This window comes from Sphingopyxis sp. CCNWLW2, assembly GCF_037095755.1.
Taxonomy (GTDB): domain Bacteria; phylum Pseudomonadota; class Alphaproteobacteria; order Sphingomonadales; family Sphingomonadaceae; genus Sphingopyxis.
Genome location: NZ_JBAWKJ010000003.1, coordinates 50710 through 75510, shown reverse-complemented (window position 1 = coordinate 75510; position 24801 = coordinate 50710). Strand labels below are relative to the sequence as shown.

General features: G+C 62.8%; 19 protein-coding genes. 7 read left to right on the top strand and 12 right to left on the bottom strand.

What is annotated here, in order from left to right:
- Positions 1–29: 29 nt before the first annotated feature.
- A complete protein-coding gene (locus tag V8J55_RS17845; protein ID WP_336446953.1) occupies positions 30–503 on the top strand; it encodes a MarR family winged helix-turn-helix transcriptional regulator in 474 nt (157 codons plus the stop codon).
- A gap of 41 nt (positions 504–544) precedes the next feature.
- Here V8J55_RS17845 and V8J55_RS17840 read toward each other — a convergent pair whose 3' ends face one another.
- The 3 genes from V8J55_RS17840 to V8J55_RS17830 form a co-directional block, all read right to left on the bottom strand.
- Positions 545–2179, bottom strand: coding sequence for a long-chain-fatty-acid--CoA ligase (locus V8J55_RS17840; RefSeq protein WP_336446952.1), 1635 nt, complete (start codon positions 2177–2179; stop codon positions 545–547).
- A gap of 95 nt (positions 2180–2274) precedes the next feature.
- Complete coding sequence (locus V8J55_RS17835) at positions 2275–4617, bottom strand: TonB-dependent receptor (RefSeq protein ID WP_336446951.1); 2343 nt, start codon at positions 4615–4617, stop codon at positions 2275–2277.
- A 378-nt stretch (positions 4618–4995) separates the two neighbouring features.
- Entirely contained in the window at positions 4996–6201 is a 1206-nt protein-coding gene (locus tag V8J55_RS17830) for a cytochrome P450 (protein WP_336446950.1), read from the bottom strand.
- Between the two features lie 284 nt (positions 6202–6485).
- On the opposite strand from V8J55_RS17830, the gene V8J55_RS17825 reads away from it, so the two are divergent.
- Together V8J55_RS17825 and V8J55_RS17820 are read left to right on the top strand one after the other, a co-directional pair.
- Complete coding sequence (locus V8J55_RS17825) at positions 6486–7223, top strand: SDR family NAD(P)-dependent oxidoreductase (protein ID WP_336446949.1); 738 nt, start codon at positions 6486–6488, stop codon at positions 7221–7223.
- Between the two features lie 101 nt (positions 7224–7324).
- Complete coding sequence (locus tag V8J55_RS17820) at positions 7325–8197, top strand: enoyl-CoA hydratase (protein ID WP_336446948.1); 873 nt, start codon at positions 7325–7327, stop codon at positions 8195–8197.
- A gap of 180 nt (positions 8198–8377) precedes the next feature.
- Here the strand turns inward: V8J55_RS17820 and V8J55_RS17815 are convergent, their stop codons facing one another.
- Genes V8J55_RS17815 through V8J55_RS17790 form a run of 6 tightly spaced genes read right to left on the bottom strand, consistent with a single transcriptional unit; the run spans position 8378 to position 14407 of the window.
- The gene (locus V8J55_RS17815) at positions 8378–9136 is read right to left on the bottom strand and encodes an SDR family NAD(P)-dependent oxidoreductase (RefSeq protein WP_336446947.1); all 759 of its coding nucleotides are present in this window, start codon (positions 9134–9136) and stop codon (positions 8378–8380) included.
- The gene (locus V8J55_RS17810; RefSeq protein ID WP_336446946.1) at positions 9133–11532 is read right to left on the bottom strand and encodes a xanthine dehydrogenase family protein molybdopterin-binding subunit; all 2400 of its coding nucleotides are present in this window, start codon (positions 11530–11532) and stop codon (positions 9133–9135) included. The genes V8J55_RS17815 and V8J55_RS17810 overlap by 4 nt, the downstream gene beginning before the upstream one ends.
- Positions 11529–12290 carry an N-acyl homoserine lactonase family protein gene (locus V8J55_RS17805; protein WP_336446945.1) on the bottom strand — a complete coding sequence of 254 codons (762 nt, stop codon included), beginning with the start codon at positions 12288–12290 and terminating at the stop codon, positions 11529–11531. Before V8J55_RS17805 ends, V8J55_RS17810 begins: the two co-directional genes overlap by 4 nt.
- A complete protein-coding gene (locus V8J55_RS17800) occupies positions 12287–12769 on the bottom strand; it encodes a (2Fe-2S)-binding protein (protein WP_336446944.1) in 483 nt (160 codons plus the stop codon). The genes V8J55_RS17805 and V8J55_RS17800 overlap by 4 nt, the downstream gene beginning before the upstream one ends.
- The gene (locus V8J55_RS17795; protein WP_336446943.1) at positions 12766–13644 is read right to left on the bottom strand and encodes an FAD binding domain-containing protein; all 879 of its coding nucleotides are present in this window, start codon (positions 13642–13644) and stop codon (positions 12766–12768) included. The genes V8J55_RS17800 and V8J55_RS17795 overlap by 4 nt, the downstream gene beginning before the upstream one ends.
- 1 nt (position 13645) lies before the next feature.
- Positions 13646–14407: an enoyl-CoA hydratase-related protein gene (locus tag V8J55_RS17790; protein ID WP_336446942.1), complete on the bottom strand. Its 762-nt coding sequence runs from the start codon at positions 14405–14407 to the stop codon at positions 13646–13648.
- Between the two features lie 118 nt (positions 14408–14525).
- On the opposite strand from V8J55_RS17790, the gene V8J55_RS17785 reads away from it, so the two are divergent.
- Both V8J55_RS17785 and V8J55_RS17780 read left to right on the top strand, forming a co-directional pair.
- Positions 14526–15311: an SRPBCC family protein gene (locus V8J55_RS17785; protein WP_336446941.1), complete on the top strand. Its 786-nt coding sequence runs from the start codon at positions 14526–14528 to the stop codon at positions 15309–15311.
- Positions 15312–15357: 46 nt separating this feature from the next.
- Complete coding sequence (locus tag V8J55_RS17780) at positions 15358–16905, top strand: class I adenylate-forming enzyme family protein (RefSeq protein WP_336446940.1); 1548 nt, start codon at positions 15358–15360, stop codon at positions 16903–16905.
- 331 nt (positions 16906–17236) lie between these two features.
- On the opposite strand, the gene V8J55_RS17775 is transcribed toward V8J55_RS17780, so the two are convergent.
- Positions 17237–18745 carry a 4-hydroxyphenylacetate 3-hydroxylase family protein gene (locus V8J55_RS17775; RefSeq protein ID WP_336447577.1) on the bottom strand — a complete coding sequence of 503 codons (1509 nt, stop codon included), beginning with the start codon at positions 18743–18745 and terminating at the stop codon, positions 17237–17239.
- Positions 18746–18921: 176 nt separating this feature from the next.
- On the bottom strand, positions 18922–19581 hold the full coding sequence (locus tag V8J55_RS17770) for a TetR family transcriptional regulator (RefSeq protein ID WP_336446939.1): 660 nt from the start codon (positions 19579–19581) through the stop codon (positions 18922–18924).
- A 621-nt stretch (positions 19582–20202) separates the two neighbouring features.
- Between V8J55_RS17770 and V8J55_RS17765 the strand changes: the two genes are divergently transcribed.
- Together V8J55_RS17765 and V8J55_RS17760 are read left to right on the top strand one after the other, a co-directional pair.
- Positions 20203–21864: a catalase gene (locus tag V8J55_RS17765; RefSeq protein ID WP_336446938.1), complete on the top strand. Its 1662-nt coding sequence runs from the start codon at positions 20203–20205 to the stop codon at positions 21862–21864.
- Between the two features lie 72 nt (positions 21865–21936).
- Complete coding sequence (locus tag V8J55_RS17760; protein ID WP_336446937.1) at positions 21937–22506, top strand: ankyrin repeat domain-containing protein; 570 nt, start codon at positions 21937–21939, stop codon at positions 22504–22506.
- 575 nt (positions 22507–23081) lie between these two features.
- On the opposite strand, the gene V8J55_RS17755 is transcribed toward V8J55_RS17760, so the two are convergent.
- Entirely contained in the window at positions 23082–24791 is a 1710-nt protein-coding gene (locus V8J55_RS17755; protein ID WP_336446936.1) for an amidohydrolase, read from the bottom strand.
- Positions 24792–24801 lie beyond the last annotated feature (10 nt).

Below are 24801 nucleotides of genomic sequence, written 5' to 3'. Positions count from 1 at the left end.
CTTTGCCGATGGAGTCCGGGGAGGCACGATTGGGAAAAGCCATGTCTGAGCGGGATGAACTTGGACGCCCGATGATCGATCGCTCCTATCTGGACGCGGCGATCGGCTTCGGGCTTCGCAGGGCCCAGCTCGCCATATTTCGTGAGATCGGCTCTGCATTCGCCGGTCTCGCGGTCACGCCTGCGCAATTTTCGGCGCTTTCGGTGATTTCCGACAATCCCGGGATCAGCCAGGCCGAGCTTGCGCTTGCGCTCGATATCGATCGCCCACGCGTCGTGCCGATGATCGATGCGCTCGAGGCGCGCGGATGGACGCATCGCATGACGGATCCGGCCGATCGACGTGTGCGGCGCCTCCATCTCACGGCAGCCGGAGAAGCAGCGCTGGTCGATCTCAAGACCCGATTTGCGCGTCACGAGGCGCGCCTTGTCGACAGGCTGGGTTCCGAGCGGGCGCAGCAGTTGATCGGCGCGCTCCACATCCTGGCCGACACCGGGAGCTGAACCAGGCGCCAGACGGCAGCTGCTTCCATAACGCGGCATCGCTAACGCGACGGCTCGAATGCGGGCTTATATTCCGTCAATCCCGACCGTATCCGCTTCTTGTCGACCTTGCCGGTCGCGCCAAGCGGAATTTCGGGAACGATGAGCACGTCATCGGGCATCCACCAGCGAGCAATCTTGCCCTCGAGCCAGTCACGGAATTCGTCTGCTTCGGCATGCTCGCCCTCGCGAAGCTGAATCATGAGAATGGGCCGCTCGTCCCATTTTGGATGGGCCACGCCGATCACGGCGGCGAGCGCGACCTTGGGATGACCGATGATGATCGCCTCGATCTCCATGGAAGAAATCCACTCGCCGCCGGACTTTACGACATCCTTCGCCCGGTCGGTGATCTGCATATAGCCAAGCGCGTCCAGCGTCGCGACATCGCCCGTATCGAAAAATCCCTCGTCGTCGAGCGCCGAACCCGCCTCGTCCCCGAAATAGGCCGAGCAGACCGTCGGTCCCTTGATTAGCAGGCGGCCAGCCGTGCCGCCATCGTGCGGCAGCGGATTGCCCCCGTCGTCGACAATCTTGAGATCAAGCCCGGGCAGGGGTCGCCCTTGCTTGAGCTTGTATGCGATCTGCGCGTCGCCATCCATCGCAGCGACGGCGATGTTGGGAACAGACATCGTTGCCAGCGGGCTGGTTTCGGTCATGCCCCATCCCTGGATCACGTCGACCCCATATTGGTCGCGAAACGAACGTATGATGGGTTCGGGGCAGGCCGCACCTCCGATCGAGACACGCCGCAATTGTCCCAAGCCAAGGCCGCTTTCGTCGAGATAGGTACGAAGCGCCTGCCACACCGTCGGTACAGCCGCAGAATAGGTGCAGCCCTCCTCGACAATGTGGCGCTGCAGCGAAGCCCCGTCGAGGCGCGGCCCCGGCAGAACAAGCTTTGCACCGACCGCCGGCGCCGAATAGACCACGCCCCAGCCATTGGCATGGTACATCGGCACCACGAGCAAGGCGCAATCGCGCGCGTTGAGCGCCAGCGCATCGGCCTGAAGCGTCATCAGCGCGTGGAGATAGCTCGAACGGTGCGAGTAGAGGACGCCTTTGGGATCGCCTGTCGTGCCGCTTGTATAGCATAAACCGCACGCGCTCTTCTCGTCGAAGCCGCCCCACGCGGCCTCGCCGCTTTCGCCTGCGATCCAGTCATCGAACGCGATGGCCCCGCGCCCGATGGAGGGGAGATCGACCGGGTCGCAAAAGAAGATCACTTGCTCGATCGAGGGGACCAGGGGCAGCAACTGGTCGACGATATCGGCGACCGACGGGTCGGCGATCAGGACCCGGTCCCCCGCGTGGTTGGCGATATAGACGATCTGTTCCAAGAAGAGCCGGGGGTTGAGGGTATGGCAGACCGCCCCCATCGCCTGGATGCCATACCAAGCGGCCAGGTGGCGCGCGCTGTTCCACCCCATCGTCGCGATGCGTTCGCCCGGTTCGACGCCCATGCGACGCAGCGCGTTGGTAACGCGCTTGGCGTCATGATGGATAGCCCCGTAGGTCGAGCGGTGCGAACAGCCATCAGCATCGATCGACACGATTTCGGTAGTGCCATGCCACCGTGCGGCGTGATCGATCAGCTTGTCGACCGTCAACGGCCAGTCCTGCATTAATCCAAGCATTGGCATCTCCGAAGATCCGGCCCCTGGGGGGATTGAACGAGCGCGAGAGGAGGGCGCGGGTGCCGGCAGAGCGCGCAGCCGGCACCGCCGCGAGGTCAGGGTTTGAACGAGAAGGAAATACCGTAGGTCGCCGGCATGCCCATATATCGCACATTGGTATCGAGCCCGCGGATCGTGCTCGTCCAATAAGTGGTGTCGGTCACGTTGCGGCCGAACAGCGCGACCCGCCAACCGGCGTCCTTGTCTTCGATGCCCAGCCGAAGGTCCAGCAAGGCATATCCGTCGATATCAAAGTTCGGATTGTCCCCGAAAGCGGCGACGGTGCGGCTCTGGGCACGCAGCGATGCTCCGGCAAACATCTCAAGCCTGTCGCCAAGATCGACACGATATTCCGCGTCGACCGTGCCCTGCCATTTCGGCGCGTAGGGAAAGCGCTCGCCCCCGAAATCATTGGGAGTCCCCTGGGGCTCGAAGTTGACGAAGCGGCCCTTGGTGCGGCTGTCGAGATAGGTGATCCCGCCCCCCAGCGTGAAGTGCCGGCTCGGCGACCAGTGTATCTCGAGCTCCGTTCCCTTGAGGCGGGAGGCGGGAATATTGACGAGCTTGGGCTGCGAGCCCGCCGAGTTGATGATGCGCCCCTGCACTTGCTTGTTCTGATAGTCATAATAGAAAGCGCCGCCATTCACCTGGAGCGTCCGGTCGAAGAGGCTCGCCTTGAAGCCAACTTCATAGTCGGTTAGCGCCTCCTGCAGCGCCGGTGCGAACTGGAAATCGAAGTTCGCAAGCACCGAAGGGAAGCTGCCGCCCTTGTAGCCGCGGCTGACATTGCCGTAGAGCATGAAATCGGGGGACGGCTTCCAGTCGATCCCGACGCGCCAGGAGACATTATTTTCCTTGAGCCGCTGGGTCAGTTCCTGCGGGGTGAAGGTCGCGAGGTCCGCAGCGACGCACTGGCCCGCCTGGATCGGCGCGATCGGCGGCAATCCGAGCGCGGCGCGGCGTCCGTTGTAGATGATCGTCAATGCCCGGCCGAGGACATTGCGCTCATCGGGCCCGGTGCAATTGCTGCCCGTCCCGCGATAGTCGGTGTAACGCGCGCCAAGCTGGGCGGTCAGTGTCGGCGTCAGCTCGATTTCGGCATTTCCGAAGATCGCCTTGCTCGTATAGCGGCTGCGGGTGTCCGACATATTCCCGAGAAAGGGATCGTTGGGCACCAGCGCGTTGTAGACGCGTGTCACCGAGCCGTCGGTGAAGGCCGAAACGTCGATCTGGACCGCCTTGTCGCGCTCGTAGTTGAGCCCGGCGAGCAACTGCACGCGGTCCCCCATCTCACCGCTCAGCCGAAGCTCCTGCTGAAACACCTTGAGTCCGCCGCTGTTGGCGAAGGAATTGTTGTAGACGGTCGTACCGTCGCGCTCATTGCGGTTTTCGCGGTCATAGTCGGCATAGGATGAGAGCGAGGTGACCTGCCACGTATCGGAGAGATCATAATCGAGCCGCACCGCGCCCATCAGCATCTGGTCGCGCTTGTAATAGGCTTGCCCGGGCGTGAAATCCGCCGCGCGGTTCGACTTGGACGGCAAGGGGTAACCAACGAGTGCGGGCGGCCGGGTAGCGCCTCCTACAATCGACCAGAAGGAGGATATCTGCGGCATTTGCGGATCGGAATCGATGTGGGTGACCGTGAAATTGCTGCTGATCCTCAAACGGTCGGTCGGCTTCCAGTCGAGCAGGAAGCGTCCCGCGATCGCGTTCCGGCTGCCACTTGTCCGGTCATTGGTGAAGCCGCGCTGCCAGTCGCCGCCGAAATCCTGATGGACCGCAACGCGCGCATTCAGCGTGTCCGTAATCGGCCCCGAAGCGAAGGCCTCGACATAGCCCCAGCGGAAGCGCCCGATTTCGCCGCTGATACCCGCTTTGAAGCTGTCGGTCGGCTTCGCCGAGATATAGTTTATGGCCCCGCCGGTGGAATTCTGGCCGTAGAGTGTTCCTTGGGGTCCCTTGAGAACCTCGACCCGCTCGAGATCAAAGGGGATGCCCTGGGTCATCACGCCGAAGGGGAGCCCGATCTCGTCGTTATAGACCGCGACAGCGCCGCGCGCCGAGAAAGACGTATCGAAAAAGCCGACACCGCGCAGCGTGTAGACGGGATTGAGGGTCGTGTGCGTGTACTGAAAGCCGGGTACGACTTTGGCGAGATCCTCGATCGAAGTCACGCCGCGCGCGGCAAGATCATCGCCGGTGGCTGCGGTGATCGCCATCGGCACGTCGTTCAGCCGCTCCGATCGCTTCTGGGCGGTCACGATGATTTCGCCAGCGGCAGGCGATGCCTCCTCCGTATCCGCCGGCACTTCGGCCGTCTGCGCGTGGGCGGCACCGGCCATGGCCGAGACCGAGCCAAGCGCGAAGAGCCGTAACCAATAGGACGTCTTGTTCATATCACCCTCCCTGTCTTATATTTTGGCCGCACGCACCCGGGAATGGATAAACCCCGATGAACGTCAACGCAGCGTGCCCAATATGCTATTCGACAAGGCAATTGGATAAGAATACATGTTTTACTTATTGGCACCATTAAGATAACGACATAGTATAATATTAAATTTCTAAATTTATACTACAAATCCTGCGAAAGTAACTTTACTTCCCCAGGTTATTTACAGCAGAATTTTGCGCCCTATACGATCCACGGCAGCCTGATCATGGTCGCGGCAGTGCGGGGCCGCCCCAATCAGGGTGGCCGGACGCGTGCCATCCCTTTTGCGAGCCGGATCGGATACATTACTGTCTTCCTGTCACCGATGTGCCGGGCGGGATCAGGCCGGAACCAGCTCGACGGGAAGCGAGTGAAAGCCCCGTACCGCATTGTTCAAACCGGGCACCGGGTCGGCCGTCAGGCGGATTTCGGAAACCTGTCGCAGAAGCGCGTCTAGTATCACCTCCGCCTCGAGACGGGCCACCATCTGCCCGAGGCACTGGTGGATACCGAAACCGAATGCGACATGACCGCTGCAGTTGCGCATTACTTCGAACTTGTCCGGATCGTCCCAGCGCCGCGGATCGCGGTTGGCGACGCCCAGAAACAGATAGACCTTCGCCCCCTCGGGGAGCCATGTTCCCGAAACCTCGACCTCCCGGGTCGTTGTCCGGAAAAAGCCCTGGACCGCAGAATCGAGACGAAGCGACTCTTCGACCGCCCGCTTGGCCAGCGAGGGGTTGGCGCGCAATAGTTGCCATTGATCGGGCGCGCGTGCGAGTGCAAGAATCAAGCTGCCGATCGCATTGACCGTCGTATCGACACCGGCGGAGACAAAGGAGCGAACCAGCTGTTCAGCCTCCTCCTCGGTGCAAAGGCCCTGGTCGGCTGCCTCGAAGACCTTGAGTCCCCATCCGCCATCACTGAGATTTTCCCGCCGGCACGCATTGGCCACCCACTCGATCGCGGTGACAGCGGCGGCGCTGCTCCGGCGGAACAATTCGGTATCGGGCGCGATCGAGTTGAACAGCGCGGCCGAATAGGTGAGCATCATCTCCCGCCCTTCGGACGCGACCCCGATCAGGTTCGGGAAAATCATCATCGGATAGGCCTGGGCAATATCGGGAACCGCATCGATGTGTCGGCGCGCAGCCGCATCGGCGATGAGCCTGTTCGCTTGCTCCTCCCACGAGGCCCGGCGTCCCTTGAGGTCCTGCAGCGACACGACGCGATTCATCATGGCGCGAAGATGCTGGTGCTGCGGCGGATCATTCTCGACAAGCAACGACGGCTTGCGCCATCCGCTCTCTTTCGCAAGGTCCGTCATGGTGCCGCCGCGTCCGTTGCAGAAGCTATCGAAATCCTTGAGCGTCGCCATGACCTCGGCGTGCCGGGTCACCCCGTAAACGCCATATTTGGAGAGAAAGACTACGGGACCCGCATCCCGTATCGCGTCATAGTGACGCACCGGATCGGACAGATAGGCCTCGCTGAAAATGTCGATGTCCAGCGACGGCGCACGGGTTCGCTCTTCCAAATTAGCCATTCTCTCTCCCTCCGCGCCCGGACGCTCCCGAAGTCGCTGGCCAGGGCCGGCCGACAGCCGAAGCATCTATTGGCGAGCGCCTATCGGTCGGGCCCGACCTTGTCTTTTTTGCCCGAGGATCGGCGTAGGACCAGGCGGCGCCAAGCGTAAGCGCGAATTCTGTTATCGACGGCATCACCTATTCGAGTCTCGTGCGCCGCGGCAATCGCCCGCTAGCGTCGGGGTTCGTGGCGGCCGCTCACCATCGGGCACAGAGACCTACAGGTCCGGCAAGGGAGAAAGAGATGACAAGGACGGTATCTGGAAAAGTCGAGGGGCGGGCCATAATCCTGACGGGGGCATCTTCCGGTATCGGACGCGCCACCGCGGAACTTTTCGTGGCCGAAGGCGCCAGGGTTGGGCTCCTCGACCTCGACGGCCCGATGCTGTCCGCTTTGTCGAAGAAGCTGTCGATGCCCGCGGCCTCGTGCGACCTTGGCGATCGCGACGCGACCAAGCAGGCCGTCGACCGGCTCGGCAACGCACTCGGCCGGATCGACGGCGTCGTCCATTGCGCCGGCGTGGCGTTCCCGGCCCGGCTCGAGGATACGACCGACGCGCAGTGGGAAACTACGATCGACATTAATCTCAACGGGGCTTTTCGCATTTGCAAGGCAGCGCTTCCGTGGCTCAAGCGCGAAACATCGGCAACGATCGTCACTGTCGCGTCCGCGCAGGGCCTTCTGCCGAACCTGCCCGGCGCCTCCGCCTATGCCGCGTCGAAGGCCGGCCTGATCGGATTCACCAAGGCGCTCGCCGCCGAGCTCGGCCCCGCGATCCGCGCCAACGTGCTCTGCCCCGGGCTCACCCGGACGCCGATGGCGCCCGTCGATACCGCATCCGCGGTTGTCGCCAACTACGCTCTAAAGCGCATTGCGGAAGCCGATGAGATGGCGCGATCCCTGCTGTTCCTGTCGAGCGAGGAGTCCTCCTTCATAACCGGCGTCGCGCTCGCCGCCGACGGGGGCCGTACCTACCATTAGCGTCCCCGCCTCGCGGAAAGCGGCTCGCGCCTATGCCCGACGCAGCCTCTCCCTAGGGCCCGCCTTCATCGCGCGTCCGAACTCTTCACGAAGGAAATGTCATGAGCAGCAAGGATATGGAGCTTCTCCACATCATCTATGAAACCCCCGCTCCACATGTGGCGAGGATTCTTTTGAATCGCCCCGACGCGATCAATGCGCAGGACACGCGGCTCCTCTACGAGCTCAACTGCGCCTTCGACCGCGCAGCGCGCGACGACGAAATCAAGGTCGTCATTCTCGCTGGGGCAGGGAAGCATTTTTCAGCCGGTCACGATCTGCACGAAGATCCGCGCGGCGTCGATTATTCCTCTTTCACTCCGGTCGGGACCTGGTGCGGCTTCGGCTGCGCGGGCGCCGAGGGCCATTTCCAGCGCGAGAAGGAAATCTACCTCGGGTTCAGCGAACGCTGGCGCAATTTTTCCAAGCCGACGATCGCCGAGGTCCAGGGTGCGGCGATCGCGGGTGCGTTGATGCTGATCTGGCCGTGCGACCTGATTGTCTGTTCGGACGACGCGCGGTTCATGGACAATACGGTCGACATGGGACTCGCCGGCGCGGAATTCTTCAATCATCCCTATGAACTCGGAATCCGCAAGGCCAAAGAGCTGCTGTTCACGGCTGGCTGGTGGGACGCACAAGAGGCTCATCGCCTCGGGATGGTCAATCATGTCGTACCGCGCGCGGAGTTGACAGCTTTCACCCTCGACCTGGCGGCGCGGATCGCCAAGATGCCGCTCTTCGCGCTGAAATGTGCCAAGGAAGCCGTCAACAATGCGCAGGATGCTGCAGGGCGCTCGACCGTGATGAGCGCCCAGTTCGCGCTGCACAATCTCGGGCATTCGCACAATATGCAGACCCACGGGATGCTGATCGACCCGAACTCGGCGGCGGCGAAGCTGTCGAAGGCGCCAGCCTATACCGCTCGCGGCTAGACGCCCAAGCGGCGCGGAGCTCGGGAAGAACAGATATCGATATGTCGATGCCTGCCGCGCGCTGGTCTGCCTGCCACGCGCCATGATCTTCCGCCCGCGCAATGGACCACCCCGCCTCCTTCGCCATGCTCGCTGGCGATTGCCGGGGCTCGGCGCATGATGGCGGGGCCCCGGCTACTTTCACAGCATTGCAAACCCCCCGTTGACGCTGATAGTCTGGCCGGTGATCCAGCTTGCATCGTCCGAGGCGAGAAACGCCACGAGCGGCGCGACGTCCGCTGGCTGGCCGATGCGCTTGAGCGGATAATTTTTGACCATCCTGGGAAGCATCTCGTCGAGCCATTTCGGGTCCGAATGCGCCGACTGGATCATCCCCAGCATCACCGAATTGCAAGTGATGTCGTGGCGGCCGAACTCCTTCGCCAGCGACTTGACGAGGGCGATAGCGCCGGCCCGCGAAGCCGCCGCCATCGAGAGATTGGCCTCGCCGACGCGCGAGCTGTCGCCACCGAGCGAGACGATGCGCCCTCCCCTTCCCGCGGCCACCATATGCGGCAGGGCCGCCCGCGCTGTGTTGACGCTTCCCATCAAGCCGATATCGATATGCCGGCGCCACTGCTCGCAGGTGGTCTCGAGAAAGCGCGCGCGCTGAGCAATACCGGCATTGTTGACGATAATATCGATCCGCCCGAACGTTTCGACGATCGCATCGACCATCGTGGCGACGGCCTCATAATCGCCGACATCGGCTTTCCATTGCCTTGCCGACCCTCCGGCGGCCACGATGTCGGCGACGATCTTCAGCGCCGCATCCTCGCTCGCATGATAGTTAACCGCGACCGCGGCCCCCTGTGATGCCAGCAGAAAGGCTATTTCCCGTCCCACATCGCGCGCCGCGCCGGTGACCAGCGCAACCTTTCCTGCAAGCGGCTTCGTCATGACGTTAATTCCCTTCTGTCCGATATCTGGTTTTTGTTCTGGAAGTGGCGGAACAACCGTTCCGGCGTGGCCGGCAGCGTGTCGATGCCGATGTCGAAGGCGGACAGGGCGTCCGAAATCGCGTTGGCGACAGCGGCTGGAGCGCCGATCGTGCCGCCCTCGCCCATTCCCCGGAAACCGCCGACATTATTCGGCAGTTCGGCCTCGATATGGACGATCGCGATTTCGGGGACATCCGAGGCAAGCGGCAACAGATAGTCGACGAGGCTCGCCGTACTCAGTTGCCCCTGTTCGTCGTGGATTACCTCTTCGAGAAGCGCCGCGCCGATACCTTGCGCGACGGCGCCATGAACCTGTCCGTCCACGATGAGCGGATTGATGATGCGTCCGCAATCTTCCGCGACCACATAGCGATGGAGCGTGACCCCGAAGCTATGCGGATCGACTTCGGCAACCGCGAGGTGCGTCGAAGAGCAGGCGGTGCCGAGATAAGGATCATAGGTCTCGGTCGCGACCAGATCCTCGCGCCTGTCAGGCGGGATGCGTCCCATCTGCAAATAGACCGCCTGTGCGATCTCCTTGATGCTCATCACCGCGTTGGACGAGCGGGCGCGGACCAGCCCTTCGCCGACATCGAGATCCTCGACCGGAAGGTCGAGAAGATAGGCGGCGGCGCGCAGGAGCTTCGCCTTCAGCGTTCGCGAGGCAAGAGTTGCGGCACCGCCCGCCAGGACCGCCGACCGGCTGGCATAGGTGCCGCTGCTGACCGGCACGAGCGAACTGTCTCCCTGGAGGACCACGATATCGTCGAAGCGGCAGCCGAGCTCGTCCGCGATCACCTGCGCTAGCGTCGTCTCCAGCCCCTGGCCGTGCGATGCGATACCGAAGGCTGCCGTTATCGCTCCCGTCGAATCAAGGCTTATCGTCGATGTTTCGGTACCCGTGTTAATCGGCATGCCGGGTGCGACGGCGATGCGCGAGCCAATCCCGGTCAGCTCGGCATAGCTCGCGAGCCCTATTCCGACCCAGCGACCGGCGGCGCGCGCATCCTTCTGCCATTGCCGGAGCGCAGGATAATCGGCGCAGGTGCAGGCCGCCTCGAGGCACTGCTGAAACGCCGACTGATCCCAGATGATTCCGGGCGCGGTTCGATAAGGGAAATCGCCGTCGCTCACCAGGTTCCGGCGCCGGATCTCCACCGGATCCATGGCGAGACGGCTGGCCGCCATGTCAACCAGCCGTTCCATGGCGAAGGTCGATGAGGGCCGACCGACCCCGCGATAGGGTCCCGTCGGAGGCTTGGGTGTGAGCACCCCGCGCACGCGCCCGCGATAATGCTCGATCTTGTACGGCCCGGGCATGAAACTGATGACCTGGACAGGTTCAAGGGCGGCGGTCCAAGGATAGATGGAATAGGCTCCGATGTCGCCGAGCACGTCGGCGCGAAGGCCAAGAAAAGTGCCGTCCCGGTCCACGGCAAGCTCGGCGTCGATGAGTTCGTCGAAAGCCTGGCTCGATGCGAGCAGTTCCTCGAGGCGGTCAGCGGTGAATTTTACGGGCCGCTCGAGCCGCCGGGCCAAAAGGCAGACGAGCATTTCCTCATGATAGAGCGATCCCTTGCCGCCGAAACTGCCGCCAACATCGTGCGCCACGACGCGAAGCCGGCTACCGGGAATGTCGAGGCACTGCGCGAGCACGTCACGGATGATGCCCGGGATATTGGTTGCGCTGTAGAGCGTCAGCGCCATCCGGCGGCGGTCATATTCCGCAAGATAAGCGCGTGGCTCCATCGCAGTGGGCACCTTGCGCGTCATGCGGAAGCGGCCGCGCACGGTGATTGGCGCAAGCGCAAGAACGTCCTCCACCTCGCCGCGCGCGAACTCGCGAGCGACGATGACATTCGTACCTGCCTCCTCGTGGAGAAGCGGGGCATCGTCGCGGGCGGCGGTTTCCTTGTCCGCCGCGAAGGGCAAAGGCTCATAGTCTATTTCGATGAGGCCCACGGCATCTTCGGCCGCGTACCGGTTCTCGGCAACGACCGCGACCACGGGCTCCCCCACATAGCGGACCTTGTCGCGGGCGAGCGGCCAATAGGGCGTCGCATAATAGCCCTTCATCCGCGAGGTGGCGCGCGCCGGCAGAATATCGCCCTCGAAATCCGATGCGTCGAAGATGGCGACGACGCCGGCAACACCGATCGCGGCGTCGATCCGGATATCGCGAATGCGCGCGTGCGGCGCATCGCTGCGCAAAAGGGCGACATGGAGCAGGCCCGGTGGGTTCATGTCATCGACATATTGGCCGGTGCCGGAGAGCAATCGGGGATCTTCGGTACGCTTGACGCGAGTTCCCACCAGACCCGGCCGGCGCTCGACTGGTGGGCGGTCGGCGGTCATGCGTAATAATCGCTACCGCGCCGAAGCGTCTGCCACTGCGCATCATCGTGCCCGAAAATGACGGTCGCGCCCTTCTCGCCGATCCGCCGCAGCGCGTCGATCGCCTCATTTGCCAGGCCGAGGTCCCAGCTGTTCTTGGGCGCATAGCCTTCGCGCAGATTGGCCTCGACGGCGATAGCGTCGGACGCGAGGAGGAATTCGCCATCGCCGTCGAGGGCAACGAGCGCGGCGGTCATGCCGGGCGTGTGCCCGGGAACCGGGAGCAGGATGATGCGACCATCGCCGAACAAGTCGCGCTGGCCTTCGAACGTATCGAACCCTTGCGGATTGTCCCATTCCCGGGGGAGATATCCCATCGCCGCGCCATCGGGAGCCCGTGCCGCCGCGACCTCGGCCGCGTGGCAGATGACGGTGGCGCGCGGGAAGTGATCGTTACAACCGCAATGGTCGGGATGAAGGTGCGAACAGACCACGACATCAATATCGTCTGGCAAAAGGCCGGCCAAGCCGAGCTGGCCGACGACTGCCTGCTCGGGCGCGAATATGGGGGCCATCGCCCGCGCCACCCCGCCCCAACGCGCCTCCGGATCGATCGCCGCCTCCGGACTGCAGCCCGTGTCGAACAGAATATTGCCCTGCGCGTGCCTGAGAAGCGTGCAGATCACGGGAAGTTCGACGGTCGCATCGCGCGCCGCGCCCGGATAATAGATTGAGCGCCGCATCCGCAGGCGGCCGCCCGAGAGGAAATGCATTTTCATGGCAGGGGCCCCCGTTCGTTCGCCAGCTCGCGCACCGCATTGACGATATGCTGATACCCCGTGCACCGGCAGATATTGCCCGAGAGCGCGTCGCGGATTTGCGCGTCGGATTCGAGCGGATGATGCGCGAGCATGTCGGCTATCGCCATGATGAAGCCAGGGGTACAAAAGCCGCATTGGAGACCGTGATGATCGCGAAAGGCTGTCTGGATGCGGCCCAGTTGCGTCTGCGTTCCCTGGCCCTCAATGGTCGCGATTTCGGCCCCTTCCGCCTGGACCGCAAGCAACAGGCAGGAGCGCGCGCTGCGTCCGTCGAGCAGGATGGTGCACGCGCCGCACACGCCATGCTCGCAGCCTACATGCGTCCCGGTCAGGCCGATTTCATGACGCAGGAAATCGCTGAGCAACATTCGCGGCTCCACGGCGCGGCGATAGGCGACGCCGTTCACAACGACATGGATATCGGTCCGCGCGGTCATGAGATGCGCCCGTCCGTCGCGCGGGACCAGGCAAGCGGCAGAGCTCCGGCCAGAAGCTCGCCGGCCAGATAACGCCGATATTCGGACGAACCCCCGAGATCCGATGGCGGCTCGATATCGACGCGAAGCTGCTCGACGGCGGCCGCGACTGTCACCGGATCGATTTGGCTGCCCTCGACGATGCGCTCGACCGCAATCATGCGCCGCGCCCGGTCGCCGACGCCCATCATTGCGATACGAACCCCGCGGGCGCCATACTCTCCCCGGGTCAGCAGAACAGCAACCGCGGCAAGCGCATAGTCGCCGTGGCGCCGCGCGAATTCGGCGAACGCCCAGCCGCTGGTCGCGGCCGGCTTGTCGATCGTGATGCCCGTCACCATTTCGTCGGGCTCGAGCGCGGTCGTAAGCGACGATTGAAGAAAATCATCCATCGCCAGCTCGCGCGTCCCGCGGGACGAGATCATCTGCACCCTACCTTCGAGAAGCAAGGCGAGCATCGGCATTTCTGCCGCCGGATCGGCGTGGCAAATGCTTCCGCAAAAGGTTCCCCGGTTCCGCACGGTTAGATGCGCGACATGCCGCATGGCGTCGTGCAGAACCGGTATCCGCTCGCGGACCAGCACACTGGCGGCGGTCATGCGATGACGCACGAGCGCGCCGAATGTCACGCGATGCTCCTGGTCCTCGATCTGCTCGAGCCCCGCGATGCCGTTGATATCGACGAGAATCGCGGGTTGGACGAGCCTGAAGTTGATCATCGGCATCAGGCTTTGCCCGCCCGCGATCAGTTTCGCGTCACTTCCCACAGCAGCAAGTATCTCGACAGCGTGGGCCGGGCTTTCGGCACGGACATAGTCGAATGCGGCGGGCTTCATCTCATGCGCCCCGAAATTGCGGCGACCGCTTCGCCGCGAAAGCACGGCGACCCTCGGCATAGTCCGCGCTGGCCAGCGCCCGGAGCGTCACCGCATCGGCAAGAGCCGCATCATATGGCTCACCCGGCATGGCGACCATGTTGAGTATGGTCTTCGCACCCGCGATCGAGAGCGGCGCGAGGTCGGCGATGGACCGAAGCCACGCCATCGCTGCCGCAAGCGGGTCGACCTCGACGCGATCGGCAAAGCCGGATACCACTGCCTCGCGCGCCCCGAAGGTCTGCGCCGAATAGAATATGCGCTTCGCCTCCGCGAGACCGACGAGTGCGACGAGGCGCGCCATTCCCCTCGCGCTGTACACGATCGAGAGCCGCGCGGCAGGAATGCAGAAGAGGGCCGCTTCATCGACGAAGCGGAAATCGCTGGCCATCGCCAGGTGACAGGCACCGCCATAGCAATAGCCTCGAATGACCGCGATCACCGGACAGCCGAGCCCCGCGATCGCATCGCATGCCCGATCGACATCCGCTTCATAACCCAGACCCTGTGCGACCGTCGCGCGCGTTTCCTCGAAATCCCCGATGTCGGCACCCGACGAGAAACAATCGCCCGCCCCCGTCAGAATGACACCGCGCAGATCCGGAGAGGCGCGCAATTGGGTGAAAATCTCCGCAAGGCCACGCCACATCTCAAGGTCGACGGCATTTCGGGAATCCGGACGATCGAGCGTGACCGTGGCGATGCAGCCGTCCCGCGTAACCAAGATGCCCTCCCACGCCATGCTTCCTCCCCTCTGTTCGCTGGTTGCGCCCGCCGTCGCGACGGGCCGCGACAATCAGCACTTGATCTCATTTCCAGTTACTATCATTACTGGACTGCATATGGACTCGTCAAGCGATCTTGACGGCACGAGGAGCGGCACCCTGCCGCACAGCCTGGGAGACGACGCGATGGAGATGACCGGCGAACAATTTATTGCGGCCCCGAAAGAGGCAGTATGGAACGCACTGAACGATCCCGAAATCCTCCGCCAATGTGTGCCCGGGTGCGAACAGTTGGTTAGAATCTCCGATACGGAGATGGAGGCCGTGGCGGTCGTCAAGGTCGGGCCGATTTCGGCGCGCTTCCAGGGCCGCATCGAACTGGGCGACCTCGATCCTCCCCATGGCTATCGAATTCAGGGCGAGGGTCAGGGGGGCGTTGCCGGCCATGCGCGGGGCGGCGCCACCGTGCGCCTGGCCGAAAGCGAAGGCGGCACCCTTTTGCATTATGAGGTGGAAGCCCAGATCGGGGGACGGCTCGCCCAGCTTGGTGGGCGAATGATCGATGCGACCGCAAAGTCGCTCTCGGCGGCCTTCTTCCGAAAGTTCGCGGAAGCGCTGGAGCCGGCGTCCGCGGCACCAGCGCCCGTCGCGCAGCTGCCCAACACGGCGGTAACACCGCGCGGACAGCGCCCTGGCACGTCGCACTCTTTGGGCAGCGAAAGGCCGGCGATCCCGTTCGCCGCTGGCGCGCTGCTCGGCGCGGCGATGGTCTTCTGGCTGCGGAGGGCCGGAGCGGTATCCACGCCCGCCACGTCCCTGTCACCCGAAATGTTGGTCGCGATCCAGATGCTGCTGGTGGGAGGCCTCTTCTACCTGCTCGGTCGCCAATCGATCCGGCCATAACCTCGGTCGCCCTGCTCGCCTGACCGGATAGAGAGAGGAAGAACCCATGTTCCAGGCAAGCCTTGTCTGCTCCATCCCCAAGCTGCTCCGTAGGCATGCTGCGGCGCGAAGCGACAAAACCGCCTTTGTCGATGCGACACGAGGGCTGACCTATGGCCAGATCGACCGTCGGACCGCGAATCTCGCCGGTCATTTGGCGGCGATGGGGCTGGCGGAGAGCGAATGCGCCGCCATTCACCTCCCCAATTCAGTAGATTGGGTTGAAGCCTGTTTCGCGATCGTGAGGGCGGGGGGTGTCGCCGTTCCGATCAGCACCGATGCGCCCGCGGCCGAGATCGCCTATCGCCTCGCCGATTCCGCCTGCCGGCTCATCGTCACCTCAGGCGCGCATTTTGCGCAGATCCAACAGATCGTTGCCTCGTCCGCCGAGCCAGCGGCGATCCTCTGCGTCGAGCCGCGCGACGAAGCAGCGATCGATTTTCGACGACTGGGGGAGGTGCCCCCGCCCGCCCCGCCCCGCGACCCGGAGAATCTCGATGCTCCGAGCTTTCTCGTCTACACGAGCGGCACGACGGGCAAGCCCAAGGGGGTGATGCTCAGCACCCGCGGCATGACCTGGGTGACCGCCGCATGCTGGTCGCCGCTGCTCGGGCTGGACGAGGAGGACACGCTCCTATCACCGCTTCCCCTCTATCATTCCTATGCGCTCAATCTTTGCATCATTTCGGTTCTGGCAACTGGTGCCGCGGTCCATTTCATGGAACGATATTCGAGCGCCGAGGCGCTACGGCTGCTCGCAACCGGCAGTTTCACCATCTTCCCAGGCGTCCCGACAATTTTCCACTATCTTGCCGAAACAGCGGACGAAGCCGCCGTCATGAAGGGCCTGCGGGCCTGCGTCAGCGCCGGCGCGATCCTGCCGCCGACGTTCGGCGAAGCTTTCGAAAGGCGCTTTGGCGTTCCGCTCCTCGATGGCTATGGCATCACCGAGACGTCCACAATGGTGTCGATGAACGGCGTTTCGAGTGACAGGATCGCCGGCTCGTGCGGCATGCCAATTGCCGGCTTGTCGGTACGCATCGTCGATCCCGCCAGCCTGCGCGATGTCGATCCGGGGGAGGAAGGCGAACTCATCGTGCGCGGCCCCAATGTCATGCTCGGATATCTTCACAAGCCGGAGGAAACCGACAAGGCCCTGCGCAACGGCTGGTATCACACGGGCGACCTGGCGCGTACTGACCGCAACGGATTTCTGACAATCACGGGACGCATCAAGGAGGTCATCATTCGCGGCGGCCAGAATATCGCGCCGGCCGAGATCGAGGAGATTGCGCTGCAATATGAGGCTGTGGTTGATTGCGCGGTCGTCGGCCTTCCGCATGAGGCGCTCGGCGAAGTCCCGGGACTGTTTGTCGTACCGCGTGTCAGCGGCCTCGACGTCGTTGACCTTCTGCGTCACTGCCAGAATCACCTGTCGGCCTATAAGGTTCCCACCGTCGTACAGATAGTGGAGCAAATCCCGCGCACCGGGTCGGGAAAGATCGTCCGTTTCGAACTGCGGGAGGCCTGGGAGGCCGCCAATGTCCGCTCCTGACCCAAGGCGCGAGACGCCAGCAGAAGGTTGGCAATCCTCGTGGACAAGATGGCGTTGATGGCTTGACGTGCCGACAGGAACCGCCCTGCCTCGCTTCCTCGATGAAGCCAGCGAAAATCGTCTGCGGGCGACTTTGCATCACTTCAATTCTGCCGGCTGCCCCGCCTGTGATAGAGTTGGACGGCGCGATCGTGGACATTTGCGTAACGATACGCATGGCCGCCCTGCAGACAGTGCCCCGCCAAAGCCGCGACGACCGCGATGGAAGATCGTCCGCCGAAAACCGCATCGGAGTCCCGATCGACGGGTATGGGTTTGCGGGCCGGATGTCCTAACCGTCGCCCGATCCGCCGCCGCCAATCCCCGCGAGTTTCCTCGCCAGATCCTTTTTCTTCTCGACTTCCATGCCGCGCTGGATCTGAATGCGCTGGGCCTGCGGCGAGCCAGCACCGTGCATCGATTCGGTAAGATAACCGACAGCATTGCGGCCGAGCGTCATATTTTCGATCAACCGAAGAATGCGCTGCCGATATTCCGTCGGGAAATCGGCACGACCTTGCAGATATTTTCGTAGCATCGGGCCGGTCAACGCATGGTCGAACTCCTGTTCGGACGGCATGGTCACCATAAGTCCTCCCGCCAAATCCTGGGCGATACGGGATATCTCATATGGGAAACGCGTGACATTCTGCTTGCAGACATTCGCCAGCATAGGGTCGTGCATGAATACGCCCGACGCCAGTTGCTTCCCTTCATGGCTCGAGGCGATCGCCGAGGAATAGATGGTCTCGTTGAGGTGCGTCATTTCGACGAGCTTGTCCTTCACATGGCTCGCCCCTTCCGCTCCATTATATTCGGCGATGGCGGCCGCGGCCCCCGTGAGGACATCGCCCAGCCCCGTTTTGCATATGTAGCTTGCACGATGATAGGTGGTGAAACGCGACACCATTTCCTGCGCGAATTCATGTTCGCCATCCATCAGGACATGTTCGTGGGGAACGAAAACGTCGTCGAACACGACGAGAACTTCCTGACCGCCAAACCTTGCATTGCCTTTGTCGATGTCGCCCACCTCGAGGGCTCGCGTGTCGCATGATTGCCGGCCGTAGATATAAGTCAGTCCCGCCGCATCGGCTGGGATGAGCGCGACCACGGCGTAGTTCCGGTCTTCCGGTCCCATGCTCATCGTGGGCATAACGCAGATCCAGTGCGAATTGAGGCCGCCCGTCATATGCGCCTTGGCCCCCTTCAAATAGACACCCCGCTCGGTCCGCCGCGTGACATGGAGGAAAAGGTCAGGATCCGCCTGTTCGCTCGGGCGCTTCGAGCGATCGCCCTTTGGGTCGGTCATTGCGCCCGCAAGGACGATGTTGTTACGCTGAGCCAGCGTCAGGAAGTCGAGGAAGCGGCGATGGTAGCCGGTTCCGTGCCTGGCATCTATCTCATAGGTGATCGAATGCAGGACGTTGATTCCGTCCATGCCGACGCAGCGCTGGAAGCATGTTCCGGTGAGTTGTCCAAGGCGCCTTTGCATCCGCCCCTTCATAACCAGATCCTCGTTCGAGCCTGCAAAATGGAGGAAACGGTTGACCCGGCCGCCGGTCAAAGGCGACCAGGCGGTCGCGAGTTCGGGTTCGGCCTCGGCCAGATCGTAAGTCGCCTTCATGGCATTGATCGATGGGCGGATGATCGGATGGTCGACGGGCTCCTCTACGCGCTCGCCGAAAAGATAGATGTCGAGCGATCTTGCGCGCAAGCTCTCGACATAATCCTCCCCGCTACCGATCGGGCCTGTCCGGGCCCATCGCTCGCTCGCCGATTCTTCGCGCCGCTCGATCATGTCTTTTGCCACCAGAACCTCCCGCGCCGTCACCTGGGAGGGAAAAGATGAAGCCCTGCGCAGCCGCGACTTTTAAAATCAGCGCCCCGGTCGGCGCCCCATTGCCGCCCTGAATACATATTCAGTCGAAAGGCGTCAAATCCTGATTGAATGTTCAGACAACAAGGCCACAGCTATTATTCGACCGCGATGCCGTTCAGGATCATGCCATACAATATGTCTCCAAAATCTCGCGCAAAACCCGCGTCAAAGCCCGCTTGCCCCACCGCAGGCTCAAGAAGCCGGCGCCGTGCAACGAGATGGTCTCCGGTGCCGAGCAGCACGAAATATAGATGCATCGGATCGATCGGACGAAGCGAGCCTTCCCGCACGCCCTGGTCGATCAGCTGCCGGTAGAAATCGACCACCCGCCCCACATAATATTCGGAGACGCGGCGCGCCTCCGCTTCGTCGGAAAGATCGATCAAATGGTGCAGCAGGCGGTCGAGATAGGGCATCTTCATGTAGGTCGCCACAATCGCCCGGACATGAATCCGCAGTTTATCGAGTGCTGGCAACGGCATGGCGACAAGCCCGCCCAGCTGTTCGACATGATGGCCCGAGCTCCATTCCAGAAGCGCGCTAAGAAGGCCATGCTTGTTGCCGAAATGATAGGGTATCAGAGCTGCGCTCAATCCGGTTCTTTTCGCCACTTCTCCCAGGGAAAAGTCGAGATCGTTGCGATCAGCGAGCAGTTCGGCAGTGGCTGCAAGCAAAATGGCTCGCGACCCCTCCTCGGGCGCCACTCGGCTTGCCTTCCGTGCCTGCCGGGAACCCTCTATTCTCTTGTCGCTCATTCCACCCCCACAATGACGCATCCAGTGCGCGCATGCGAATTCAAGGACCGCCATTACGCGAAAACCTCCGTGAGCCGCAATCAGATGCCTGAATGTTCAATCAAGTGATGAGCGAAGGCCGATCGCTATTGGTGGGATCCCATGGACTTCACATAGGCTGCGAACTCTTCTGCATAATCCGGATGCCATCGCGAGAGGGCCCATCTGTCCTCGAGAATATCTCCCACATTGCAGAGTATCCGCCGACAATCGGTTGCCCATATCGAGACGCCAAAGATAGAAACTTCGGCTCCGGAGGCCCTCAAACATAGCCTCGATGACCTCAGGGTCCCATGCCGTCGCCGTGTCTTATGCGAAAAATGGCGCGTCGTCATTCCGGTATAGGTGAGCCGGGAATGAGGAGATGGGCGCTGAACGCCATCATGCACAATGCAAGCAATCTCGCCTTCAGCCCCCGGCGCTACGATGACAAGCGCGTGCTTGGTCGATTGCGCGGGGTTTGAACAATCGATCCTTTCACTCTGTCAGACAGAAACAAGCAATTTCACCCGCTGGGTCCTTCCGAGCATGAAGCGCCATCGACGGCCAAAATGACACGGCGGTAAAAAAAGGAAATCGTCTATGAAAATCTCAGCATACTCGTCCAGAGTCGCCATTCGCGCCTCGATCAGTCTGCTTGCGCTCTCTGGCGGCAGCGCGTTTGCGCAGCCCGGCGACATCCAGGTCGCGCCGCGGATGAACACCGTGATGCTTCCGGCGGACGCAGGAACGACGATGACTGTTCCCGCAAATCCCACGCCGGCGATGGTCCCCAACATGACACGCGACAACGGCGCCCCCATCGGTGCCAACCGCAACAGCAAAGCCCCCGGTGATTATGGCCCGGTGCTGCTGGAGGATACGACGCTCATCGAGAAGCTCGCGCGCTTCGACCGCGAACGCATTCCCGAACGGGTCGTTCATCCGCGCGGCACCGGCGCTCACGGCGTGTTCCGGGCGACCGCGGACATAGCCGGCATAACCAAGGCATCGCTTTTCCAGGCAGGAAAGGAAACGCCCGTATTCGTCCGCTTCTCGAGCGTCATCCATCCGTCGGGCAGCCCCGAGGGATTGCGCGACCCGCGCGGGTTCGCAACGAAATTCTATACGGACCAGGGCAACTGGGATCTTGTCGGCAACAACCTTCCGGTCTTTTTCATTCGCGACGCGATCCAGTTTCCGGACATGGTTCATTCGCTGAAGCCCTCGCCAGTCACGAACAAGCAGGACCCGAACCGCTTTTTCGATTTTTTCTCGGCGACGCCCGAGGCCACCAACATGCTTACGCATGTCTATTCGAACCTCGGCACACCTGCCTCCTACCGCTTCATGGACGGAAATGGCGTCCATGCCTTCAAGCTTGTGAGCGGCGAAGGTAAAATCACCTTCGCGAAGTTCCGCTGGGTCAGCCGGCAGGGCGTAAGGAATCTCACCGCAAAAGATGCCGGGGCGGCGCCCTTCAACTTCATGACGGACGATCTTTATCGCGAGGTCGGCAAGGGCAACTTCCCAGCCTGGGACCTGATGATCCAGACCATGACGGCGGACCAGTTCGCGTCGCTGAATTATAATCCCTTCGACGATACCAAGGAATGGCTGGGCGTGCCGTTCCGCAAGATCGGCGAGATGACGCTGAACCGGATGCCGGCCAATTTCTTCGAATTCACCGAACAATCGGCCTTTGCGCCGGCAAATATGGTGCCGGGGATCGAAGCATCGCCCGACCGGATGCTCCAGGGCCGCCTGTTCAGCTATTCGGACACGCAGCGCTACCGCGTCGGCGCCAACGTCATGCAATTGCCGGTCAACCGGCCGATCGCCCCCGTGGTGAACAATTCACAGGATGGCGTCCTCGACCAGTCGGGCAGCGCTTCGAACGTGAATTATTTCCCGGCGGTCGAAGCGAAGCAGGTCGCCCCGCAATTCGCGCAGTCGACCTATGCGGTCAATGCCACCGTCGATGCACGGCCGATCGAAAAGAGCAACAATTTCGAGCAGGCCGGCATCTTCTACCGTTCGCTCTCGGCGAAGGAGAAGGCGGACCTCGTCGCCAATCTGGCGGGCGACCTCGGCCAGGTATCGTCCGACCGGACGCGCACGATCATGGTCAGCTATTTTTACCAGGCCGACCCCGATTACGGCAAGCGTCTCGCACAGGCTGCGAATGTAAAGCTGGCCGAAGTCGTCGAGGCGGTGGCGGAATATGAAGCCACCTATCCGCAGCAACGCCTGGCGGTGCGCTAATCCAAGTTACGTGGGAGCCTGCTCCGGGGCGGTATCACCGCCGACCCCGGAGTCTTTTTTGGAGTAAGTTTGATGCTTGGCATCCTGTTCTACGCGTCCATCGCGATCCTTCACCCCGCGGCGGCGGCGGCCAGCGACATGCCCTCGCCCGAGCGGCGGCAAGAGCTGTTGTTCGAGGCTGCGCGTCTGGGCCGCACCGAAATGATCCGGCCGCTTCTCGAAGCGGGTGCCGATATCGACCGCTATGATGCCCGCGGCTTCACACCGCTGATTCTTGCAGCTTATAATGGCCACGCCGATTCCGTCGAAATTTTGATCGCGCAGGGCGCCGATGCCTGCAAGCCCGACGGCACGCAGGGCAATACCGCCCAAATGGGCGTCGCATTCAAAGGTTATGACGATATTGCGGCGCGCCTGTTGAAGACGGCGTGCGATGTCAACGCGCGCAACAAGGCGGGTCAGACGGCGATCATGATGGCCGCACTCTTCGGGCGGACCGCGCAAGTGGACATGCTGCTGGAGGGCGGAGCCGACCCGGCAATCGTCGACAACGCGGGCCGTACGGCGCGGAGCGTGGCGGCCGGACAAGGTGCGGAAAACGTCGTGCGCCAGCTCGACCAGGGCAACGAAACCGGGTCCTGAACCGCGACTGGCATATAGCGCGGGGGCGAAGCCGGTGCGGCCTGAAAGCCGACATCGCCGACGGGTCCGGCGCGTGTCGACCGAACGAAGGCAATTTCCGATTGCCTGCTCCCGCGGCCCGCGTTCCTCGCCGTCGATGAAGGTCCGCGCGAGTGGGGCGAGGCAAAAACCCAGTTCGCCGTCATCTTCGGCGAAAGGTTCATCATCTGACGACGATAACCGGCCTCGCGCACAAAATTTCCGACGGGCCGGGACACCCGTCGAATGTCTTGGGCATAATAGCCCGCAAAGCAGAGTGGGGCCTGGTTCGCGGATACCATCATGGCCAGCGGTCAGCCACCGACCGCATCAACAGCCCGGACAGAAGACTGCTCCCGACCAAACGCCGAGCATCAAATCAGCCCTTGCAACGCGGAAGCCATCCAGAAGACATTTCGTGCGGCGCGCGCCTCATTGAAGGATGGCACCTCGTATCCGGTGGGATTTCCCACATCAACGAAATCCGTACGCATGTCGTGGAGGTCGCAGGAGGTGAAGGAGGCCGGAGACGGCTAGGACAACCTCACCCACCCCGATCACGGCACCGAATAGACCTTTTCACCATCGATGTATGTCATCAACACCTTGGTCTGCCCAACCTGGGTGATTGGAACCGCGAAGATATCGCGATCGACGACGACGAAATCGGCGCGCTTGCCCGTTTCGAGCGTGCCTGTGGACTGGCCAAGATAAAGCTGGTTGGCCGATTGGCGGGTGAACATGTCGAACGCCTGTTTCAGCGTGATGCGTTCCGCCGCGCCGAGAATTTCGCCGCCGCCGCCGGGCACCTGGCGCGTCACCAGCGTCTCCATAGCGACCCAGGGATTGCTGCTCGGAGTGACCGGCCAATCCGAGCCCGGCACCGATGCCACACCGGCGTCGAGCACCTCCTTGACCGGAATCCAGCGCTTCATCCGCTCCTCGCCGACGGCCTTCTTGATGTCGCCGATGATCGGCGACGGATACCAGATATACGGCGAAAATTCGAAGGTCGCGCCCAGCGCGCGGGCGCGGGCGATATCGACGGGCTGGATGAAGCTGTTGTGGCCGGGGTTGTGGAGCAGGCCCGAAAAGCCGTTCGCGCGGCGGGCGGCGGCGATCGCGTCGAGCGCGGCGCGAACCGCGCCATCGCCGGCCGCGTGGAATTTGACAGTCATGCCCATCGCATCGAGGCGCGTCACCTCGGCATCGAGCTTGGCCTGCGGCACGAGCAGCAGCCCCTTTTCGCGCCCGTCGCCATGAACCGCGTTCGGCAGCGGCAGATAATCCTCGACCATCGCGGCGGTATGTCCGTCGGTCGGCACGCCATCGAGGAACATCTTGACGCACGATGGCGTGAAGCGGTCGCGCGCGTAAAGATTGCGCTTTGGCAGGACCGTCGGATCGGTCCACATCAGGCACCCGCGCACGCGTTGCTTGAGCAGCCCCTTGTCGGCAAGATCGGCATAGGCGAGCGCGCCCTTTTCGCCGACGCCGGCGTCCTCGAAGGCAGTGATCCCCTGCGCCAGCAAAGTCGCCAGCGCCCATTGCAGCGCCGCCGCATTCTGTTCGCGGGTCGGCGGCGGCATCTTGGTCCAGACCAGCGCCGCCGCGCGTTCGCGCAGCAGGCCGGTCGGTTCGCCGCTGGCATCGCGTTCGATGATGCCGCCGGCGGGATCGGGGGTATTGTGATCGATCCCCGCCAGTTTCAGCGCCGCCGAATTGACCCAGCTGCTGTGGCCGCTGATGTCGAAGAACAGCGCCGGATTGTTCGGCGCGACCTTGTCGAGCATCTGCCGGTTGGGCGGCGTCGCGCCAAAGGACGAGGCTTCATAACCGTTGCCGCTGATCCATTCGCCCGGCGCCTTGCCCTTTGCGCATTCAGCGACGCGCGCAAAAATTGCCCCGGGGGTCGAACCGTGCGGGATGGCGCAGGCGACATGCGCCAATCCCGCGCCCATCGGATGGACATGCATGTCGTGCAGCCCCGGCAGCACCGTGCGTCCGCCCAGTTTCACGATCCGCGTGTCGGCGGTCCGATGCCGGGCCACCGCATCGGCGCCGCCGAGCGCGACGATCGTTCCCCCCGACACCGCCATGGCATCGACCCAGCCATCGGGGGTCAGCACATGCGCGTCCTCGATGATCAGATCCGCCGGCGCCGGCGGGATCGCTTCGCCAGGCCCGGAAAATTGCGCGAGCGCGGGCGCGGCGACGAAGATCGCTCCCAGGAGACATGCGGAGACCGAGCGGCGGATGGCTTTCATGGCATTCTCC

Coding starts and splice junctions, on each gene's coding strand:
- V8J55_RS17840 (WP_336446952.1), bottom strand. CDS start 2,179: ATGCTTGGATTAATGCAGGACTGGCCGTTGACGGTCGACAAGCTGATC.
- V8J55_RS17835 (WP_336446951.1), bottom strand. CDS start 4,617: ATGAACAAGACGTCCTATTGGTTACGGCTCTTCGCGCTTGGCTCGGTC.
- V8J55_RS17830 (WP_336446950.1), bottom strand. CDS start 6,201: ATGGCTAATTTGGAAGAGCGAACCCGTGCGCCGTCGCTGGACATCGAC.
- V8J55_RS17825 (WP_336446949.1), top strand. CDS start 6,486: ATGACAAGGACGGTATCTGGAAAAGTCGAGGGGCGGGCCATAATCCTG.
- V8J55_RS17820 (WP_336446948.1), top strand. CDS start 7,325: ATGAGCAGCAAGGATATGGAGCTTCTCCACATCATCTATGAAACCCCC.
- V8J55_RS17815 (WP_336446947.1), bottom strand. CDS start 9,136: ATGACGAAGCCGCTTGCAGGAAAGGTTGCGCTGGTCACCGGCGCGGCG.
- V8J55_RS17810 (WP_336446946.1), bottom strand. CDS start 11,532: ATGACCGCCGACCGCCCACCAGTCGAGCGCCGGCCGGGTCTGGTGGGA.
- V8J55_RS17805 (WP_336446945.1), bottom strand. CDS start 12,290: ATGAAAATGCATTTCCTCTCGGGCGGCCGCCTGCGGATGCGGCGCTCA.
- V8J55_RS17800 (WP_336446944.1), bottom strand. CDS start 12,769: ATGACCGCGCGGACCGATATCCATGTCGTTGTGAACGGCGTCGCCTAT.
- V8J55_RS17795 (WP_336446943.1), bottom strand. CDS start 13,644: ATGAAGCCCGCCGCATTCGACTATGTCCGTGCCGAAAGCCCGGCCCAC.
- V8J55_RS17785 (WP_336446941.1), top strand. CDS start 14,526: ATGGACTCGTCAAGCGATCTTGACGGCACGAGGAGCGGCACCCTGCCG.
- V8J55_RS17780 (WP_336446940.1), top strand. CDS start 15,358: ATGTTCCAGGCAAGCCTTGTCTGCTCCATCCCCAAGCTGCTCCGTAGG.
- V8J55_RS17775 (WP_336447577.1), bottom strand. CDS start 18,745: ATGATCGAGCGGCGCGAAGAATCGGCGAGCGAGCGATGGGCCCGGACA.
- V8J55_RS17770 (WP_336446939.1), bottom strand. CDS start 19,581: ATGAGCGACAAGAGAATAGAGGGTTCCCGGCAGGCACGGAAGGCAAGC.
- V8J55_RS17765 (WP_336446938.1), top strand. CDS start 20,203: ATGAAAATCTCAGCATACTCGTCCAGAGTCGCCATTCGCGCCTCGATC.
- V8J55_RS17760 (WP_336446937.1), top strand. CDS start 21,937: ATGCTTGGCATCCTGTTCTACGCGTCCATCGCGATCCTTCACCCCGCG.
- V8J55_RS17755 (WP_336446936.1), bottom strand. CDS start 24,791: ATGAAAGCCATCCGCCGCTCGGTCTCCGCATGTCTCCTGGGAGCGATC.